This is a genomic window from Cupriavidus sp. F041, from assembly GCF_057814235.1.
Genome location: NZ_JBVASY010000002.1, coordinates 166630 through 184317 on the forward strand (window position 1 = coordinate 166630; position 17688 = coordinate 184317).

Here is a 17688-nt window from a genome sequence, read left to right on the forward strand (position 1 = left end):
TGTCATACAGGCTTGGCTATGCTTCGTGCGCCAGCCAGCGGGCACTTATCCTTCACCCGCCCGCCGCTGTTCCTCCGGATTTTTCATGTTGCTTCGTCGATTCCCAGCCGCCCCGGCGCGGCCACGCCTGTCTTTTGCCTCTCGCCTGGCTGCGGCTGCCCTGTCGCTGGCCGGTCTTGGCGGCATGGCATCGATACCGGCGCAGGCGCAGGAGCAGGAGCAGGGCGCGGCAAGCGGCGACGTGCCTGTGCAGGCGGATGCCCCGGAGAACTTCGCCTTCCACGGCCAGGCCACTTATATCTGGCAGCGCAAGCCGTCCTTCGGCGCGGCCTACTCGGGCGCCAACAGCCTCACCACGGAGCGTGCCAAGAGCTATTCCTTCAGCAGCACGCTCGACCTCGGTGTGCGCCTGTGGCGCGGCGCGGAGTTCCATTTCAACCCGGAAGTGACGCAAGGGGTGCCGTTCTCGGAGTTGCATGGCCTGGGCGGTTTGTCCAATGCCGAACTGGCCAAGGTGTCGAGCACCAACCCGGTGTTCTACCGGGCGCGCGCCTTCATCCGGCAGACCTGGGGCCTGGGCGGCGGCAGCGAGCAACTGGATGCCGACTTCAACCAACTGGCCGGCAGCGCCGATAAGCGCCGTGTGGTGCTGACCGCCGGCAATTTCGGCGTGCTCGACGTCTTCGACCAGAACGAATACGGTTCCGACCCGCGCACCCAGTTCATGAACTGGTCGTTCCTGACGCACGGCTCCTTCGACTATCCGGCGGATGCGCGCGGCTACAACTGGGGCGTGGCGCTGGAGTACATCGGCGATGCCTGGTCGGTGCGGCTTGGCCGTTTCCTGCAGCCGCTGGAGTCCAACGGCCTGGAGCTGGATACGCGGATGTTCGAGCACTATGGCGACATCCTCGAATTCGAGAAACGCTACAGCCTGGCGGGCAAGCCTGGCGTGGCACGCCTGCTGTTCTGGCGCAACAAGGCGCGCATGGGCAGGTTCAGCGATGCGGTGCAGTTTGGCGCCGCCACCGGCACCACGCCGGATGTGGCCGATGTGCGCGAGGAGCATACCAAACTTGGCGTGGGCTTGTCGGTGATGCAGCGGGTGAACGATTCGCTCGGCGTGTTCGCGCGCGCCAACATGTCCGACGACAAGACCGAGACCTACGCGTTTACCGAAATCGGCCGCCAGGTGGCCGCCGGCGGCGTGCTTAACGGCAATGCTTGGGGACGGCCGCGCGATGTGGTGGGCCTGGCCATGTCGGTGAACATGCTGGGCTCGCATCACCAGGCCTATCTGGCCGCGGGCGGGCAGGGTGCATTCCTGGGCGACGGTGCGCTCAGGTACGGGCCAGAGCAGATCGTGGAACTGTTCTACAGCTTCCAGCCGGTCAAATACCTGAGCATCAGCCCGGACTTCCAGTACATCCGCAATCCCGGCTATAACCGCGACCGGGGCCCGGCGAAGTTCTACGGCGTGCGCCTGCACGCGGAGTTCTGAACCGCCAGGGCTTGAGCATGATGCGTAAAAAAGCCCGGCGCACGCGCCGGGCTTTTTTACTTGCAGCTGCTTACGGCATCACTGCCGTGCATTGCGCCGGTTGTCCGGCCACGGCGTGTTGAAGTTGGTACGGAACGGATTGATATCCAGCCCGCCGCGCCGCGTGTAGCGGGCATAGACCGCCAGCTTCACGGGCTTGCACTGGCGCAGCACGTCGGTGAAGATCCGCTCCACGCATTGCTCGTGGAACTCGTTGTGGTTGCGGAACGAGATCAGGTACTTGAGCAGCGCTTCCTGGTTGATCGGCGCGCCCACGTAGCGGATCTGCACGCTGCCCCAGTCCGGCTGGCCGGTCACCAGGCAGTTCGACTTGAGCAGGTGCGAGACCAGCGTTTCTTCCACCGGCGATTCGTCCTGGCTCGCGTGCAGCAGGTGCGGCGCCGGTTCGTAGATATCGGTCTCGATGTCGAGCCGGTCCAGCAGCAGGCCATCCAGCTCACCCATCTTCTGGGTGCCCAGCTCGGCTTCGGTCACCAGGCGAACCTGCACCGTGCCGCCGGTGGCTTCGGACAGGTCGTGGTGCAGCAGTTGCTGCAGCGCTTCGGGCGAGGCGATCTTGCTCTGGTTGAACGAATTCAGGTAGAGCTTGAACGACTTGGATTCGACGATATTGGGCGTGTCGGCGGGAATGATGAAGCTGGCCAGCGCCACTTGCGGCTTGCCCTTCATGTTCAGCCACGAGAGCTCGTACGCGTTCCAGATGTCCACGCCGAAGAACGGCAGCGCGCGGCCCTCGGCCAGCCCGATCTCGGTGCGCTTGGGCTGGCGCGGGATGGGGAACAGCAGGGTGGGGTCGTACTCGGTCTTGTAGGCCGAGGGTTTGCCTAGCGGCGATTGTTCGGGAAGGCTCATGGTTGCCTCGCGTGTGGCTCCGCGCATGCCTTTCGGCAGGGATGCGCAGGGACCACGGGATTGATCAGGACAGGAACAGCTTGTACACCGGGTTCTCGGTCTCTTCCCAGTGTACATAGCCCAGCGTGGCGAGGAAGTCGCGGAAGGCGCGTTTCTCGTTCCTGGGCACCTGGATGCCAACCAGGATATTGGAGGTGTCGCCGCCCTGGTTGCGGTAGTGGAACAGGCTGATATTCCAGTTCGGGCTCATGCTCGACAGGAAGCGCATCAGCGCGCCCGGACGCTCCGGGAACTCGAAGCGGTACAGCAGTTCGTCATGCGCCAGCGGCGAGCGTCCGCCCACCATGTAGCGGATATGCTGCTTGGCCAGCTCGTTGTTGGACAGGTCCAGCGTATCGAAGCCGTGGCGGCGGAAACCGGCGGCGATCTTCTCGTTCTCCGCGCGGCTCGTGATCTGCACGCCGACGAAGATATGGGCCATGCTGTTGTCGGCGATGCGGTAGTTGAACTCGGTCACATTGCGCGTGCCGACCTGCGCGCAGAAGCGCTTGAAGCTGCCGCGTTCCTCGGGGATGCTGACCGCGAACACCGCCTCGCGCGCCTCGCCCACCTCGGCGCGCTCCGCGACGAAGCGCAGGCGGTCGAAGTTCATGTTGGCGCCGCAGGCAATCGCCACCAGGTGCTGGCCCTTGAGCTTCTCGCGCTCGGCATACAGCTTCAGGCCGGCGATGGCCATCGCGCCCGCGGGCTCCAGGATGCTGCGGGTATCCTGGAACACATCCTTGAGCCCGGCGCAGATGGCGTCGGTGTCCACCAGGATGATCTCGTCGACCAGTTCGCGCGTGATGCGGAAGGTTTCCTTGCCGACCAGCTTGACGGCGGTACCGTCGGAGAACAGGCCCACTTCCTTGAGTTCCACGCGCTTGCCCGCATCCACCGAGCGCTTCATCGCGTCCGAATCCACGGTCTGCACGCCGATCACCTTGATCTCGGGGCGCACGGCCTTGATGTAGGACGCGATGCCGGAGATCAGACCGCCGCCGCCGATCGCCACGAACACCGCATGCAGCGGGCCCGGGTGCTGGCGCAGGATTTCCATGGCGATGGTGCCCTGGCCGGCGATGACTTCGGGATCGTCGAAGGGGTGGATGAAGGTCAGCTTGTGCTTCTTCTCCAGCTCTGCCGCGTGGTTGTAGGCATCGCTGTACGAGTCGCCGTGCAGCACGATTTCCACCCACTCGCCGCCGCGCTCGCGCACCGCGTCGATCTTTACCTGCGGAGTCGTGACCGGCATCGCGATCAGCGCCTTGCATTTAAGCCGCGCCGCCGACAGCGCCACGCCCTGCGCATGATTGCCGGCCGAGGCGGCGATCACGCCGCGCTTGAGTTCCTCCGGCGACAGCGAGGCCATCTTGTTGTACGCGCCGCGCAGCTTGAACGAGAACACCGGCTGGGTGTCCTCGCGCTTGAACCACACCTTGTTGCCGGTGCGCGCGGAGAGCAGGTTTGCATAGGTGAGATCGGTCTCCTGGGCCACGTCATACACCTTGGCGGTCAGGATCTTTCTCAGGTAATCGGGTTTGCGGGTCATCGTGGACAGCCGGGGCGGGGATTGGCAGAAACCGCTAATGATAAAGGATGGCGCGGTGCGGCGATGCCGGCACCCCGGATCCGGTGGCCGCGAAGGGCAGGCCGGCGCACCTGCAAGGCCGCTGCGAAATGGCGCACCGCGGCGGTGCCGGCGCCATTGCGGCGCGGTGCGTGCAGCGGCGCACCGTGTAGGACGTTGCCCGGTGGACGGTGCGGGAATACTCGTGCTACGGTGTCACGCGATGCCCAACCTACCTCTTATCGAACCAAACACGGCACTGTTCCTGGATTTCGACGGTACGCTGGCCGATCTCGCGCCACGTCCGGACCTCGTGCGGGTCGAACCGGAACTGGTGGGGACGTTGCGCGCCCTGCATCGGCACCTGGGCGGTGCCGTGGCGCTGGTTTCGGGCCGGCCGATCGCCGAGCTGGATCATTTCCTGCAGCCCCTGCAACTGCCTGCGGCAGGCGTGCACGGCGCGGAATTGCGCGATGCGGGTGGCCGCCGGCTGCGCCAGCCGGACCCCGGCGTGCCCCTGTTGCTGCCACCCCTCGAAGCCCTGGTCAACGCGCATCCCGGCTTGCAGCTGGAGCGCAAGTCGGTCGCGGTCGCGGTGCACTACCGCGCCGTCCCCCATCTCGAAGGCCTGGTACGCAACTTCGCGGCGCAGGTCGCCAGTGGCGTGCCCGGCATCGAAGTCTTGCACGGCAAGATGGTGGTGGAACTCAAGCCGGCCGGCATCGACAAGGGCGGCGCCATCGATACCTTTATGCGCGGGCCGCCATTCGCGCGGCGCATGCCGCTGTTTGCCGGCGACGATATTACCGATGAGGCCGGCTTTTCCGTGGTGCGGCGCCTGGGCGGCGTCGCCTTGCTGGTAGGCCAGCGGCCCAGCGCCGCCACCGTCAGCGTGACCGGTCCGGCCGCGCTGCGCTGCTGGCTGCATCGCTCCGCCAGGGCGCTGGAAGCCATGGCCGCCGCGGATGGCACGCTGGCGGCGGGAGCCACAACCACAACGACGTCTTGAGGGGGGATTCGCTGTGAGCAACCTATCTACCGAGGGTACCCAGGTGAGCGTCGAGGGGGCAGGCCGCCACGCCGATCCCTCGCTGTCGCTGGGCATGATCGGCAACTGCGCGATCTCCGCGCTGGTCGACAGCCGCGGGCGCATCGTCTGGTGCTGCCTGCCGCGCTTCGATGGCGACCCGGTTTTCAACGCCTTGCTTGATCCTGGCCAGAACGCGGGCCACTTCTCCATCGAAATCGAGGACTTCCTTGAGTCGGAGCAATGGTACGAGCCCAATACGGCCGTGCTGCGCACGCGGCTGACCGACCAGCATGGCAACTGCCTGGAGATCACCGATTTCGCGCCGCGACTCTTCCGGCTGGGCCGCTACTTTCGCCCCACCACGCTGATCCGGCGCATTCGTCCCGTAAGCGGCGCGCCGCGCGTGCGGGTGACGCTGGCGCCGCGCTTCGACTGGGGACGCGTCAAGCCCGAAATCACGCGTGGCAGCAGCCATGTGCGCTATATCGGCGATGGCACGACGCTGCGCATGACCACCGATGCGCCGCTGACTTATGTGCTGTCGCAGACACCTTTCCTGCTGACCCGCGATCTCAACTTCATCCTCGGTCCCGATGAAACCCTGCAAGGCGGCGTGGAGGAAGTCGCGCGCGACTTCGAGCAGGAAACCACGGCCTACTGGAAGATGTGGAGCCGCCGCCTCGCGGTGCCACGCGAATGGCAGGACGCGGTGATCCGCGCCGCCATCACGCTCAAGCTGTCGCTCTATGAAGAGACCGGCGCCATCGTCGCGGCCATGACCACCAGCATTCCCGAGGCGCCGGGCAGCGGGCGCAACTGGGACTACCGGTTCTGCTGGCTGCGCGACGCCTTCTTCGTGATCCGCGCGCTCAACAGCCTGTCCGAGGTCGGCACCATGGAGGACTACCTGCGCTGGTTGTCCAACGTGGTGATGCAATCCAGGAACGGCCATATCCAGCCGCTGTACGGCATTGGGCTGGAACTCGAATTGCCGGAGAGCGTGCTCGATCACTTGTCGGGCTACCGCGGCATGGGCCCGGTGCGCGTGGGCAACCAGGCGCAGGAGCACTTCCAGCACGACGTCTACGGCAACGTGGTGCTGGGCGCGGCCCAGGCTTTCCACGACCATCGCCTGCTGCACCGGGGCGGGGTGGCCGAGTATCACGTGCTGGAAACCGTGGGCGAACAGGCGGTACGCGTGTTCGGCACGCCCGATGCGGGCATGTGGGAGCTGCGCACGCGGGCGCGGGTGCATACCTCCTCGGCGCTGATGAGCTGGGCCGCCTGCGACCGTCTCGCCAAGATCGGCGATGCGCTGCAACTGCCCGATCGCGCGGCTTACTGGCGCCAGCATGCCGACGGCATGAAAGAGCGCATCGTGCGCGAGTCCTGGAGCGAGGAACGCCAGGCATTCGCCGAGAGCTTCGGCGGGCGCGAGCTCGACGCCAGCGTGCTGCTGATGGCCGAGGTGGGCTTTATCGCCCCGCGGGACGAGCGCTTCATGTCGACGCTCAAGGCCCTGGAGGAGTCGCTGTGCGATGGGCCATATATGCGCCGCTACGAGGCGCCGGACGATTTCGGCAAGCCGGAGACCGCCTTCAATATCTGCACCTTCTGGCGCATCGACGCGCTGGCGCGCGTGGGGCGCCGCGAGGAAGCGCGCGAGATTTTCGAAGCCATGCTGGCGGCGCGCAACCCGCTTGGCTTGCTGTCCGAGGATACCCATCCGGTGACCGGCGAGATGTGGGGCAATTTTCCGCAGACCTACTCGATGGTGGGCCTGATCAACGGCGCCATGCGCCTGTCCGCGCCATGGGATTCGGTGATTTGAGCACCCGATTTCCAGCGCGTGGGGCAGGGTTCTAGCAAAGGAACATATGGGCAGACTAGTCGTGGTATCCAACCGCATCGCCGATCCGCGCAATGTTGCCGCAGGCGGTCTCGCGGTGGCGTTGGGCGAGGCGCTCAAGGCCACCGGCGGGGTCTGGTTCGGCTGGAGTGGCAGGATCGTGGATGCCGCCCAGGGCGGCACGCCCGGCGAGGGCGAGTTGCATATCCAGCAGGCCGGCAATGTCACGCTGGCAACCGTTGACCTGTGCCGCGAGGACCACGATGCGTACTACCAGGGCTACAGCAACGGCGTGCTGTGGCCGGTTTTCCACTACCGCATCGACCTGGCGGATTTCGATTCCGGCTATCTCAACATCTATCGCCGCGTGAACCAGCTGTTTGCGCGCAAGCTGGCGCCGCTGCTGCGTCCGGACGATGTGATCTGGATCCACGACTACCACCTGATCCCGCTCGCCTCCGAACTGCGCGCCATGGGCTGCGGGCAGCGCATGGGGTTCTTCCTGCATATCCCCTTGCCCCCGCCGCTGATCCTGGCTGCGATCCCGCAACACGAGTGGCTGATGCGGGCGCTGTTTGCCTATGACCTGGTCGGCTTCCAGAGCCAGCTCGATCTGGAACATTTCTCGCGCTATGTGCAAAGGGAGGCGCAGGCCGAGCCGATGGGCGAGTACCGCTTCCGGGCCTTCCACCGCACCGTGCGCGCGCAGGCGTTCCCGATCGGCATCGATGTCGACGAATTCGCCGAGCTTGGGAAATGCGAAGAATCGCGCGAGACCTACGAGATGATGCGGGGCCAGTACGCGAGCCGCCGGCTGTTGCTGGGCGTCGATCGTCTCGATTACTCCAAGGGGCTGCCGCAGCGGCTCAAGGCGGTGCGGGCGCTGATGGCGCAGTATCCGGAGAACCGGCGCAGCGCCACGCTGATCCAGATTGCCGCGCCGTCGCGGGAGACGGTGGATGCCTATGCGGATCTGCGGCGCGAACTGGAAGGGTTGTCGGGGGCGATCAATGGGGAGTACGGGGAGCTGGACTGGATGCCGGTGCGGTATATCCATCGCACGACCGCGCGGCGCCGGCTGCCGGGGTTGTACCGCGCGTGCCGCGTGGCACTGGTTACGCCGTTGCGGGACGGAATGAACCTGGTGGCCAAGGAGTTCGTGGCGGCGCAGGATCCGGATGATCCGGGGGTGCTGGTCTTATCGCGGTTCGCCGGGGCTGCCGAGCAGCTTCGGGAGGCCTTGCTCGTCAATCCCTACGATATCAATGCCACGGCGCAGGCGATCCAGCAGGCGTTGCATATGCCGCTGGCCGAGCGCCAGTCGCGGCACCAGAAGCTGTTGGAGCGCATCCGCGGGCAGGATGTGCATTGGTGGAGGGAGGAGTATCTGAGGACGTTGGCGGAGACGGATGGCGGGTAGGGGGCAACTGCCACGGCCTGACTTCAACGACGCAATACGTTCTGCCAGCAAACCGCTACGCCAGATCGCCCGGCGTATCCACATCCCTGAACGCCCCTTCGTCATCGGTGAGAATTCGCATCACCGGCTGCGTTTTCAACAATTCCCGCGCGCCTTCATCCCCGTCAAGCTTGAGGAGCGCTTCCCGCCAGGCGGCGCCAAATCCGACCGGATGCCCACGCTGCCCGTCCCGCCAGGGCGCGGCAATGGCGTCGCGCGTGGTGATCGTCAATGCCACCGCGCGAACCAGTTCGGCCGGCAGCCACGGCATGTCGGCCAGCGCCACCACCCAGCCGCGGGCGTCCGGCGTGGCGGCCACCGCCGCGGCCAGCGCGGCGCCCATGCCGGCCTCCGCGGCAGCAGTCTCCAGCACGCTGCAGCCTTCCCGCCGCAATTCGGCCGCCAGTGCGGCGTTGCCCGGGCGGATCACGGCGAGCGCCCCGGGCAGGACGGCGGCGAGCGTCCGCGCGCTGCGGCCGGCCACCGTGTGCCCGTCGGGCAGCGTGGCGAGCAGCTTGTTGCGCCGGCCGGCGGCATCGAAGCGGCGCCCGTAGCCGGCGGCCAGCAGGATGCCGGTGGGCAGCTCGGCGGCGTTGATGGCGCCGTTGAGGGGGCCATTGGCGGGGCCGTTCAGCGCGCCGGTCACGGGGCGGGGCTGCAGGTGCTGCCTTCGCTGGCCGCCATTTCGCGGGCGGCCTTGGCGCCTTCCACCTGCAGGATGTCGGGCAGCGAGACGTGGTTCTTGGCGGCCACGACTTCGGCCAGGATCGAGATCGCAATCTCGGGCGGCGTGCGGCTGCCGATGTAGATGCCCACCGGCCCGTGCAGCCGCGCCAGCTGCAGATCGTTGAGGTCGAATTCCTTGAGCCGTTCGCGGCGCGCCTGGTTGTTGCGGCGCGAACCGAGCGCGCCGACGTAGAAGGCGCGCGTGCGCAGCGCTTCCATCAGGGCCAGGTCGTCGAGCTTGGGATCGTGCGTGACGGCGATCACCGCGCTGCGCTCGTCGAGCTGCATCTCGGTCACGGTGTCGTCCGGCATGGTGCGCACCATGGTGACGCCGGGGATGTCCCAGGTCTCGGTGTATTCCTCGCGCGGATCGCACACGGTGACCTGGAAGCCCAGGCCGACGGCGATCTGGCACAGGTATTTCGACAACTGCCCGGCGCCGATGACCAGCATGCGGTAGCGCGGCCCGTGGATGGTGAGCAGGGTGTTGCCGTCGAAGGCCAGGCCGTCCGTGGCTTGCGCCGGGCCGAGCGTGGCGCGGCCGCTTGCCATGTCAAGCGTGCGCGCCACCAGCTTGCCGCTTTCCACGGCTTCAAGCAGTTCGTCCAGGTGGCTGTCGGCGCTGAGCGGCTCGGTCACCAGTTCGATGGTGCCGCCGCAAGGCAGGCCGAAGCGGTGCGCTTCCTCGGCGCTGATGCCGTACTTGACGGCTTCGGGGCGCCCGCTGGCAATGCCTTCGCGCCGTACCCGGTCGATGATGTCATCCTCGATGCAGCCGCCCGAGACCGAGCCCACCACCAGGCCGTCGTCGCGCACGGCCAGCATGGCGCCTTCCGGCCGGGGCGAGGAGCCCCAGGTTCTGACTACCGTTACCAATAGCGTGCGGTGGCCTTCGGCCAGCCAGCGTACGCTGCTTTTCAGGACTTCGAGATCCACGCTGTCCATGATCTTTTCCGCTTCGTTTCACTAGTTTGTTCATCGGGCGTGCTGCCATCGCCGGCCGCCGCTCCATCCTTGGCGACATCCTCGCCCGTGCCCGCTTCGTCACCTTGCTCGCCGGGCCCGCCCAGCGCCGCCGTGAAGCGGTCGAAGAAGGTATCGGCCATCTTGCGCGCGGCGGCATCGACCAGCCGCGAGCCGATCTGCGCGAGTTTGCCGCCAACCTGGGCGTTGACTGTATAGGTCAGCACCGTCTGCTCGCCTTCCGGGGCCAGCGTGACGCGCGCGGTGCCCTTGCCGAAGCCCGCAACGCCGCCCTGGCCGTCGAACTGGATGGTGTAGCTGTCGGGCGCCTGGATGTCCTGCAAGGCCATGCGCCCCTTGAAGCGCGCCTTGACCGGGCCCACCGCGGCGGTCAGCGCCACCAGGTAGGCGTTGTCGCCGTCAGGCTCGATGCTCTCACATCCGGGGATGCATTGCTTGAGCAGTCCTGTGTCGTTCAGGGCTTCCCAGGCGTCTTGCCGCGCTACCGGCAGTTGCCGCGTCTGTGTCATTTCCATGGTGGGGGCGTCTCCTTGGTGTCCTTCATGTTCTTCATGTGTTTAATGTCTCTGGACATCGGCGCCGCGGGGAAAACCGGTATGGCCAGTGGTTCGCGCGCGGCAAGCAGCGATTCCAGCGCGAACAGGCTGTCCAGGTTGTGCGCCGAGCGCAGCGCATCCACGTGCGGCAGGATGGCTTGTACGCCACGCGCCTGCGGCGCGAAGCCGGCATAGCGCAGCAGCGGGTTGAGCCAGACGATGCGATGCGCGAAGCGGCGCAGGCGAGCCATTTCCGTGTCCAGCAAATCGATGTCTTCGTGGTCCAGCCCGTCGGTGACCAGCAGCACGGTGGCGCGGCCGGACAGCGTGCGGCGGGCCCACTGGCGGTTGAAGGTGGCCAGCGCGGCGCCGATGCGGGTGCCGCCGGCCCAGTCGCGCACCTGTCCGGTGATGGCGCCGACCGCCTCGTCGGGGTCGCGCTCGCGTAGCGAGCGGGTGATGTTGGTCAGCCGGGTGCCGAACAGGAATACGGACAGCCGCTCGCGCGATTGCATCAGCGCATGGCAGAAATACAGCACCGCACGGGAGTACTGGCTCATCGAGCCGGAGATGTCGAGCAGCAGCACCAGCGGCGGGCGCCGCTCGGCATGGCGGCGGTATTTCCAGCGTAGCCATTCGCCTTGCTGGCGCACCGCCAGCCGGGCGCTCGCGCGCAGGTCGGCGCGCGGCCCGCTGGCGGCGGCGCGCAGGCGGCGCGTGCGCTCGGTGGCCAGGCGCGCGTGGCGGGCGCGGATCATGTGCTGCAACGCACGCCATTCTTCCGCGCTCAGGGTTTCAAAATCGCGCTGGGCCAGGCGTTCCTGGGCCGAGAAGGTGAGCGGGGCGGTAAAGCGTTCGGCGCTGTCCTCGGAGCGCCGGCCGGATTCGGGCGGGCGCTGGGCGGCGAGCGCATCGGCCAGCCGGTTGTTGCGCGGGGGCGGCGGAGCGCCGGCGTCGACGCGCGGCAGCAGCAGGGCGCGCAGCTTGCCCTCCCAGTCGGGGTCGCGCCAGAACAGGTCGAAGGCGGCGTCGAACAGCGGGCGCTGGTCGGGCCCGCTTACCATCAGGGCCGCCATCGCCGCGCGCACCTCGTCGCGCCGGCCGATGTCCACGTATTGCAGCGCCAGCAGCGCGTCCACGGCCTGCGCGGGCGAGAGCCCGAAGCCGGCATCGCGCAGCAGGCGCACGAAGTGCGTGACGTTGCGCGCGAGCATGGGCAGCGTGGCGGCGGGTTGCGCGGCGGCAAGGGGGGCGTCCGGATGCAGCCTGGGCATGCCTCAGCCTCCCGGCGCCCGGCTGGCCAGCAATTCCGCCACGGTCGGGCCGTCAACGCGGGCCAGGTCGTCCTGGTACTTGAGCAGCACGCCCAGCGTGTCGCGCACCGATTGCGGATCGAGTTCGCTAACGCCGAGCGCGGCCAGGGCGCGGCACCAGTCGATGGCCTCGGCAATGCCAGGCGACTTGAACAGGTCGATGCCGCGCAGCCGGTGAATGAAATCGATGGCCTGGTGCTGCAGCGCGGCAGCCGCCTCGGAGGCGCGCGCGGCCACGATCTGCAGTTCGCGCTCGCGTTGCGGATAGCCCATCCACTGGTACAGGCAGCGGCGCTTGAGCGCGTCATGCACCTCGCGCGTACGGTTGGAAGTGACGATGATCAGCGGTGGCTGTTCGGCCCGCACCACGCCGATTTCGGGAATCGACACCTGGTATTCCGACAGCACCTCCAGCAGGAAGGCCTCGAAGGGCTCGTCGGCGCGGTCGATCTCGTCGATCAGCAGCACGCGCGGGATGCCCGGCGCGGCGGGGTCGGGCAGCAGCGATTCCAGCAAGGGCCGCTTGAGGAGGAAATCGTCGTGGTAAAGCGATTGCGCGTCGGGCCGCTCGCCGCGGGCTTCGGCCAGGCGCAGCGCCATGATCTGGCGCGGGTAGTCCCATTCGTACAGCGCGCTGGAAGCATCGAGCCCCTCGTAGCATTGCAGCCGCAGCAGGCGCGTGCCGAGCGCGTCGGCGATGGCCCGCGCCAGCGCGGTCTTGCCGACGCCGGGCTCGCCCTCCAGGAAAAGCGGCCGCTGCATGCGCAGCGCCAGGTAGAGCACGGTGGCGGTCTCGCGGTCGGCGAAATACTGCTGCGCCTCCAGCAGGGCAGCGGTTTGATCGATGGACTGGGGAAGCATGAAAATAGCCGGATGATGCTATGTGCACAGAGGGTCGGCGCAGGATGGACGCCTTCCTGATTGCGCCCTCCCTCTCCCCCGGCCCCTCTCTCGCAAGCGGGAGAGGGTGGCAAGCCGGTGGCCGGGGGAGCGGGTTCGGGCCGGATGGCTCGGCCCTAACCCTTGAGCGCTTGCTCCACCGCCCGTGCCGCCAGCACCGGGATCAGGTGCGCGCGGTACTCGGCCGAGGCATGCAGGTCGGCATTCAGCTGGCCTGCATCGACCACCACCGCGCGCGCTGCCGCCGGTGTGAAGCTGGCCATCAGCGCCTGTTCCAGCGGCGCGCTGCGGAAGACGCTATCCGCCGCGCCCGTTATCGCTACCCGCACGACCTTGCCGAACTGCGCCACCATCACACCCACCAGCGCGAAACGCGACGCCGGGTTGCGAAACTTGATGTAGGCGGCCTTATCCGGCGTGGGGAAGCGTACGGCGGTAATCAGCTCATCGGCTTCCAGCGCGGTTTCGTAGAGGCTCTTGAAAAAATTGTCGGCGGCGATATTGCGGCGGTCCGTCACCACGGTGGCGTTGAGGCCGAGTACGGCCGCCGGGTAGCAGGCGGCCGGATCGTTGTTGGCGAGCGAGCCGCCCAGCGTGCCCATCGCGCGTACCTGCCGGTCGCCGATGCCGTTGGCGAGCGCGGCCAGCGCCGGGATGCGCTTGAGCACGTCGGCATTAGCCGCCACGTCGGCGTGGCGTGCCGCCGCGCCGATCACCAGCTCGTCGTTCTCGACACGGATATCCGCCATGCCGGGGATGCGCGCCACATCGATCAGCGCGGACGGCGCTGCCAGCCGCAGCTTCATCGCGGCCAGCAGGCTCTGGCCGCCGCCGAGGAACTTGGCGTCGCTGTCCGCCTTGAGCCTGGCCACCGCCGACGTGGCATCGGCGGCGCGTTCGTAATTGAATGCGTACATGGTGTGCCTCCGGTGTCAGTTGGCGGTCTGCGCGTGGCGAATCGCCTGCCATACGCGGTGCGGTGTGGCGGGCATCTGGATGTCGCTCACGCCCAGCGGCGAGAGCGCGTCCACCAGCGCATTGATGAATGCCGGCGGCGAGCCGATCGCTCCTGCCTCGCCGCAGCCCTTCACGCCCAGCGGGTTGTGCGTGCAGGGCGTGCCCTTGGCGGTCTCCACCGTGAAGTCGGGCAGGTCGCCGGCGCGCGGCATGGCGTAGTCCATGTAGGAGCCGGTCAGCAACTGGCCGCTGTCGTCGTCGTAGATGCACTGCTCCAGCATGGCCTGGCCGAGGCCCTGGCCGATGCCGCCATGCACCTGGCCTTCGACGATCATCGGGTTGATGATGTTGCCGAAATCGTCCACCGCGGTGAACTTGATCACCTTGCTTTCGCCCGTATCGGGGTCCACCTCCACTTCGCAGATGTAGGCGCCGGACGGGTAAGTGAAGTTGGTCGGGTCGTAGAAGGCGTTTTCGTTCAGGCCGGGTTCGAGCTTGTCGAGCGGATAGTTGTGCGGCACGTAGGCGGTCAGCGCAACCTCGCCGAAGGTCTTGCTGCGGTCGGTGCCGGCCACGCTGAACACGCCGTTCCTGAACTCGATGTCGGCGTCCGAGGCTTCCAGCAGGTGGGCCGCGATCTTCTTGGCCTTGGCCTCGATCTTGTCGAGCGCCTTCATGATGGCCGAGCCGCCTACCGACAGCGAGCGCGAACCATAGGTGCCCATGCCGAAGGGCACGCGGCCGGTATCGCCATGCACGATTTCCACCGCTTCGAGCGCAATGCCGAGTCGCTCGGCGACGATCTGCGCGAAGGTGGTCTCATGCCCCTGGCCATGGCTGTGCGAGCCGGTGAAGACGGTCACGGTGCCGGTGGGGTGCACGCGGACCTCGCCAACCTCGAACAGGCCCGCGCGCGCGCCCAGCGCGCCGGCGATATTCGATGGCGCCAGACCGCACGCTTCGATGTAGCACGAGTAGCCCAGGCCGCGCAGCTTGTCGCGCTGCTTCGCTTCGTCGCGCCGCGCCGGGAAGCCCTTGACGTCGGCCAGTTCCTGCGCGCGCGCGAGGCACGGCTCATAGTCGCCGGTGTCGTAGGTCAGGCCGACAGGGGTGGCGTAGGGGAAGTCGTGGATGAAATTCTTGCGGCGCAGCTCGGCCGGGTCCATCTTCAGTTCGTGCGCCGCGGTTTCCACCAGCCTTTCCACCACATAGGTGGCCTCCGGGCGGCCCGCGCCGCGGTAGGCATCCACCGGCGAGGTGTTGGTGAACACCGCGCGCACCTCGGCGTAGATCGCCGGGGTGGTGTACTGCCCGGCCAGCAGCGTGGCGTACAGGATGGTCGGTATGCTGGAGGCGAAGGTCGACAGGTAGGCACCCATGTTGGCGGTGGTGTGCACCCGCATCGCCAGGAACCTGCCATCGGCATCGAGCGCCAGCTCGGCCTTGGTGACGTGGTCGCGTCCGTGGGCATCGGTCAGGAAGGATTCGGAGCGCTCGGCGGTCCACTTGATCGGACGCTTGACCTTCTTCGAGGCCCAGGTCAGCGCCACGTCTTCCGCGTACAGGAAGATCTTGGAGCCGAAGCCGCCACCCACGTCCGGCGCGATGATGCGCAGCCGCGATTCCGGCAGGCCCAGCACGAAGGCCCCCATCAGCAGGCGCTCCACGTGCGGGTTCTGGTTCGAGACGTAGACGGTGTAGCTGTCGTCCTGCCGGGCGTAGCTGGCATTGACGGCGCGCGGCTCGATCGCGTTGGGGATCAGGCGGTTGTTGACGATCTCGAGCGTGGTCACGTGGGCGGCCTTGGCAAAGGCGGCGTCGGTGGCGGCGCGGTCGCCGTGGCCCCAGACATAGCTGGTGTTCTCCGGCACGTCGTCGTGCACCAGCGTGCTGGCCGACGCTGCCTGCGCGGTGTTCACCACGGCGGGCAGTTCCTCGTATGCCACGTCGATCTTCTCGGCCGCGTCCTTGGCCTGCTGCAGCGTCTCGGCTACCACCAGCGCGACCTGGTCGCCCACGTGGCGGGCCTTGCCCTGCGCCAGCACCGGGTGCGGCGGCTCCTTCATCGGGCTGCCGTCGATGCTGTGGATCAGCCAGCCGCAAGGCAGGCCGCCGACCTTGTCAGCGGCGACGTCGTCGCCGGTGAAGATGGCGATCACGCCGGGCGAGGCCAGTGCCTCGGCCTTGTCGATGGAAGCGATGCGCGCGTGGGCGTGCGGCGAGCGCAGGAAGTAGCCGTAGCTTTGCTGCGGCAGCACGATATCGTCGGTGTACTGGCCGTTGCCGGTGAGGAAGCGGTAGTCTTCCTTGCGCTTGACCGAAGCGCCGATCAGGTGCTGGTCGTCAGGTGCGTTCATGGCGGTCCCCTTATTCGGCGCTGACGCCATGCATCGCGGCCTGGCCTTCCTGCACCGCGCGCACGATGTTGTGGTAGCCGGTACAGCGGCACAGATTGCCCTCGAGCTGCTCGCGGATGGCGGCGGCGTCGGCATTCGGCTCGGCCTGGACCAGCGCGGTGGCGCTCATGACCATGCCTGGCGTGCAGAAGCCGCATTGCAGCCCGTGGCAATTGCGAAAGGCCTCCTGCATGGGATGGAGCTGGCCTTCGGGGGCCAGACCTTCAATGGTGGTGATCCTCGCACCATCCGCCTGCAGCGCCAGCATATTGCACGACTTGACCGCGCGGCCGTCCATATGGACGGTGCAAGCCCCGCACTGGGCGGTGTCGCAGCCGACATGGGTGCCGGTGAGGCGGAGTTGTTCGCGCAGGAACTGGACGAGAAGGGTGTTGGGTTCTACCTGGGCATCCACGGCGCGGCCGTTGACGGTCAGGCGGATAGGAATCGCCATGCTTGTCTCCATGTGGGTGGACACGCGCATGACCAATCCGTGAATCCCGAAAATGCGCGGGACTGGCCACGACGCGTTACTGCCGTTTGTTGGTGACGGCTATTTCGTGATGTTGGTACTGCGGTGCTGCGGGCACTACGCATTGCTGCAGGTACTGCAGATGCTGCATGTGCTGCGGGTGAAACCGGTAAGGCCAGGATGGCCGGGCCGCGAACGATTGGGCGCAGCAGGCTCTAACAGTTAATCACAAATCGCCGGCGCGTGCCATGCGGGTTGCCCCGCCGGCACCTTGCGCCGCCAGGACGCTGGCGGCGCGCTGCTAGAATGGCCCGCCGCCCGACCGCTAACCTGCACCGGCACCAATTCTCTCTATATGGAAGGCTTCATCGACTGGTTGTTCGAAACCGCCGCCCTGCCCAAAGTCGGGCTGCCGGCCATCTTCCTGGTCAGCCTGGTGTCCGCCACCTTGCTGCCCCTGGGTTCCGAGCCTGCGGTGTTCGGCTATATTAAGCTCAATCCGCATATGTTCTGGCCCGCCATCATCGTGGCCACGCTGGGCAATACCGCGGGCGGAGCCATTGACTGGTGGCTTGGCTACGCGGCCAAGCTGGCGCTGGTGCGCTACCGCAAGCGGCGCCAGCAGCGCCAGCATGAGGAAGAGCACGCCGAGCACCGGAAGCACCCGCGCAAGCCGCGCAAGCCGGCCCTGGACGCGCGCTATTTCCGCTGGATGCGCAGGCTCGGTCCGCCAACCCTGCTCGCATCGTGGTTACCCGGGCTTGGTGATCCTTTGTGCACTTTGGCGGGCTGGCTCCGGCTGCCGTTCTGGCCAAGCCTGGTTTACATGGCGATTGGCAAATTTCTGCGCTACCTTGCCATGACCATGGCCCTGCTATGGATCCCCAACAGCTTCTGGCATGGCATCGCCGCCAGCCTCAAAAGCCTGTTCTAGCGCGGCTTGCAGGCGCGTCTGACGATGTGATGCGACCCTTGCCCAAGCAAGGTTCTGCCATGTTGCGGTGCGGCGAAAGCAGGCCTTGAAGTACAATTGCCCTTTAAAGA

At 67.0% G+C, this 17688-nt stretch carries 15 protein-coding genes; 5 read left to right on the top strand and 10 right to left on the bottom strand.

Translation table 11 applies throughout. From position 1 onward, the window contains the following. The first annotated feature begins 85 nt into the window (after positions 1 to 85). The gene (locus tag ACZY0R_RS17790; RefSeq protein ID WP_488860017.1) at positions 86 to 1501 is read left to right on the top strand and encodes a carbohydrate porin; all 1416 of its coding nucleotides are present in this window, start codon (positions 86 to 88) and stop codon (positions 1499 to 1501) included. A gap of 78 nt (positions 1502 to 1579) precedes the next feature. Here ACZY0R_RS17790 and queF read toward each other — a convergent pair whose 3' ends face one another. Together queF and ilvA are read right to left on the bottom strand one after the other, a co-directional pair. Further along, positions 1580 to 2413 carry an NADPH-dependent 7-cyano-7-deazaguanine reductase QueF gene (gene queF, locus ACZY0R_RS17795; protein WP_045240848.1) on the bottom strand — a complete coding sequence of 278 codons (834 nt, stop codon included), beginning with the start codon at positions 2411 to 2413 and terminating at the stop codon, positions 1580 to 1582. Positions 2414 to 2477: 64 nt separating this feature from the next. Further along, entirely contained in the window at positions 2478 to 4004 is a 1527-nt protein-coding gene (gene ilvA, locus ACZY0R_RS17800) for a threonine ammonia-lyase, biosynthetic (RefSeq protein WP_488860020.1), read from the bottom strand. A 241-nt stretch (positions 4005 to 4245) separates the two neighbouring features. Between ilvA and otsB the strand changes: the two genes are divergently transcribed. From otsB to otsA, 3 genes are read left to right on the top strand one after another with little or no spacing between them, the layout of a single operon-like run. Continuing rightward, complete coding sequence (gene otsB, locus ACZY0R_RS17805; protein WP_488860022.1) at positions 4246 to 5031, top strand: trehalose-phosphatase; 786 nt, start codon at positions 4246 to 4248, stop codon at positions 5029 to 5031. Between the two features lie 13 nt (positions 5032 to 5044). Then, positions 5045 to 6883, top strand: a complete 1839-nt coding sequence (locus tag ACZY0R_RS17810) for a glycoside hydrolase family 15 protein (RefSeq protein ID WP_488860024.1) — start codon at positions 5045 to 5047, stop codon at positions 6881 to 6883. 46 nt (positions 6884 to 6929) lie between these two features. Beyond that, positions 6930 to 8321, top strand: a complete 1392-nt coding sequence (gene otsA, locus ACZY0R_RS17815) for an alpha,alpha-trehalose-phosphate synthase (UDP-forming) (RefSeq protein ID WP_488860026.1) — start codon at positions 6930 to 6932, stop codon at positions 8319 to 8321. Positions 8322 to 8376: 55 nt separating this feature from the next. Here the strand turns inward: otsA and ACZY0R_RS17820 are convergent, their stop codons facing one another. From ACZY0R_RS17820 to ACZY0R_RS17855, 8 genes are all read right to left on the bottom strand, one after another. After that, positions 8377 to 8958, bottom strand: a complete 582-nt coding sequence (locus ACZY0R_RS17820; protein ID WP_488866008.1) for a nucleotidyltransferase family protein — start codon at positions 8956 to 8958, stop codon at positions 8377 to 8379. Between the two features lie 44 nt (positions 8959 to 9002). Continuing rightward, a complete protein-coding gene (locus ACZY0R_RS17825) occupies positions 9003 to 10031 on the bottom strand; it encodes an XdhC family protein (protein ID WP_488860028.1) in 1029 nt (342 codons plus the stop codon). Continuing rightward, entirely contained in the window at positions 10004 to 10585 is a 582-nt protein-coding gene (locus ACZY0R_RS17830) for an SRPBCC family protein (RefSeq protein WP_045240839.1), read from the bottom strand. The genes ACZY0R_RS17825 and ACZY0R_RS17830 overlap by 28 nt, the downstream gene beginning before the upstream one ends. After that, positions 10576 to 11880 (bottom strand): vWA domain-containing protein, encoded by a 1305-nt coding sequence (locus ACZY0R_RS17835; protein ID WP_488860030.1) that lies wholly within the window; start codon positions 11878 to 11880, stop codon positions 10576 to 10578. Before ACZY0R_RS17835 ends, ACZY0R_RS17830 begins: the two co-directional genes overlap by 10 nt. Before the next feature lie 3 nt (positions 11881 to 11883). Then, the gene (locus ACZY0R_RS17840) at positions 11884 to 12780 is read right to left on the bottom strand and encodes an AAA family ATPase (protein WP_441636274.1); all 897 of its coding nucleotides are present in this window, start codon (positions 12778 to 12780) and stop codon (positions 11884 to 11886) included. Positions 12781 to 12935: 155 nt separating this feature from the next. Then, on the bottom strand, positions 12936 to 13736 hold the full coding sequence (locus ACZY0R_RS17845) for an FAD binding domain-containing protein (protein ID WP_488860032.1): 801 nt from the start codon (positions 13734 to 13736) through the stop codon (positions 12936 to 12938). Between the two features lie 15 nt (positions 13737 to 13751). Further along, the gene (locus ACZY0R_RS17850; protein ID WP_488860034.1) at positions 13752 to 16133 is read right to left on the bottom strand and encodes a xanthine dehydrogenase family protein molybdopterin-binding subunit; all 2382 of its coding nucleotides are present in this window, start codon (positions 16131 to 16133) and stop codon (positions 13752 to 13754) included. 10 nt (positions 16134 to 16143) lie between these two features. Further along, positions 16144 to 16626, bottom strand: coding sequence for a (2Fe-2S)-binding protein (locus tag ACZY0R_RS17855; RefSeq protein WP_045240834.1), 483 nt, complete (start codon positions 16624 to 16626; stop codon positions 16144 to 16146). A 373-nt stretch (positions 16627 to 16999) separates the two neighbouring features. Between ACZY0R_RS17855 and ACZY0R_RS17860 the strand changes: the two genes are divergently transcribed. Next, positions 17000 to 17578, top strand: a complete 579-nt coding sequence (locus tag ACZY0R_RS17860) for a YqaA family protein (RefSeq protein WP_488860036.1) — start codon at positions 17000 to 17002, stop codon at positions 17576 to 17578. Positions 17579 to 17688 lie beyond the last annotated feature (110 nt).

Bases quoted from the DNA above. Each gene is read 5' to 3' on its own strand.
- ACZY0R_RS17790 (WP_488860017.1), top strand. From the start codon at position 86: ATGTTGCTTCGTCGATTCCCAGCCGCCCCGGCGCGGCCACGCCTGTCT.
- queF (WP_045240848.1), bottom strand. From the start codon at position 2,413: ATGAGCCTTCCCGAACAATCGCCGCTAGGCAAACCCTCGGCCTACAAG.
- ilvA (WP_488860020.1), bottom strand. From the start codon at position 4,004: ATGACCCGCAAACCCGATTACCTGAGAAAGATCCTGACCGCCAAGGTG.
- otsB (WP_488860022.1), top strand. From the start codon at position 4,246: ATGCCCAACCTACCTCTTATCGAACCAAACACGGCACTGTTCCTGGAT.
- otsA (WP_488860026.1), top strand. From the start codon at position 6,930: ATGGGCAGACTAGTCGTGGTATCCAACCGCATCGCCGATCCGCGCAAT.
- ACZY0R_RS17825 (WP_488860028.1), bottom strand. From the start codon at position 10,031: ATGGACAGCGTGGATCTCGAAGTCCTGAAAAGCAGCGTACGCTGGCTG.
- ACZY0R_RS17830 (WP_045240839.1), bottom strand. From the start codon at position 10,585: ATGGAAATGACACAGACGCGGCAACTGCCGGTAGCGCGGCAAGACGCC.
- ACZY0R_RS17835 (WP_488860030.1), bottom strand. From the start codon at position 11,880: ATGCCCAGGCTGCATCCGGACGCCCCCCTTGCCGCCGCGCAACCCGCC.
- ACZY0R_RS17840 (WP_441636274.1), bottom strand. From the start codon at position 12,780: ATGCTTCCCCAGTCCATCGATCAAACCGCTGCCCTGCTGGAGGCGCAG.
- ACZY0R_RS17845 (WP_488860032.1), bottom strand. From the start codon at position 13,736: ATGTACGCATTCAATTACGAACGCGCCGCCGATGCCACGTCGGCGGTG.
- ACZY0R_RS17850 (WP_488860034.1), bottom strand. From the start codon at position 16,133: ATGAACGCACCTGACGACCAGCACCTGATCGGCGCTTCGGTCAAGCGC.
- ACZY0R_RS17855 (WP_045240834.1), bottom strand. From the start codon at position 16,626: ATGGCGATTCCTATCCGCCTGACCGTCAACGGCCGCGCCGTGGATGCC.
- ACZY0R_RS17860 (WP_488860036.1), top strand. From the start codon at position 17,000: ATGGAAGGCTTCATCGACTGGTTGTTCGAAACCGCCGCCCTGCCCAAA.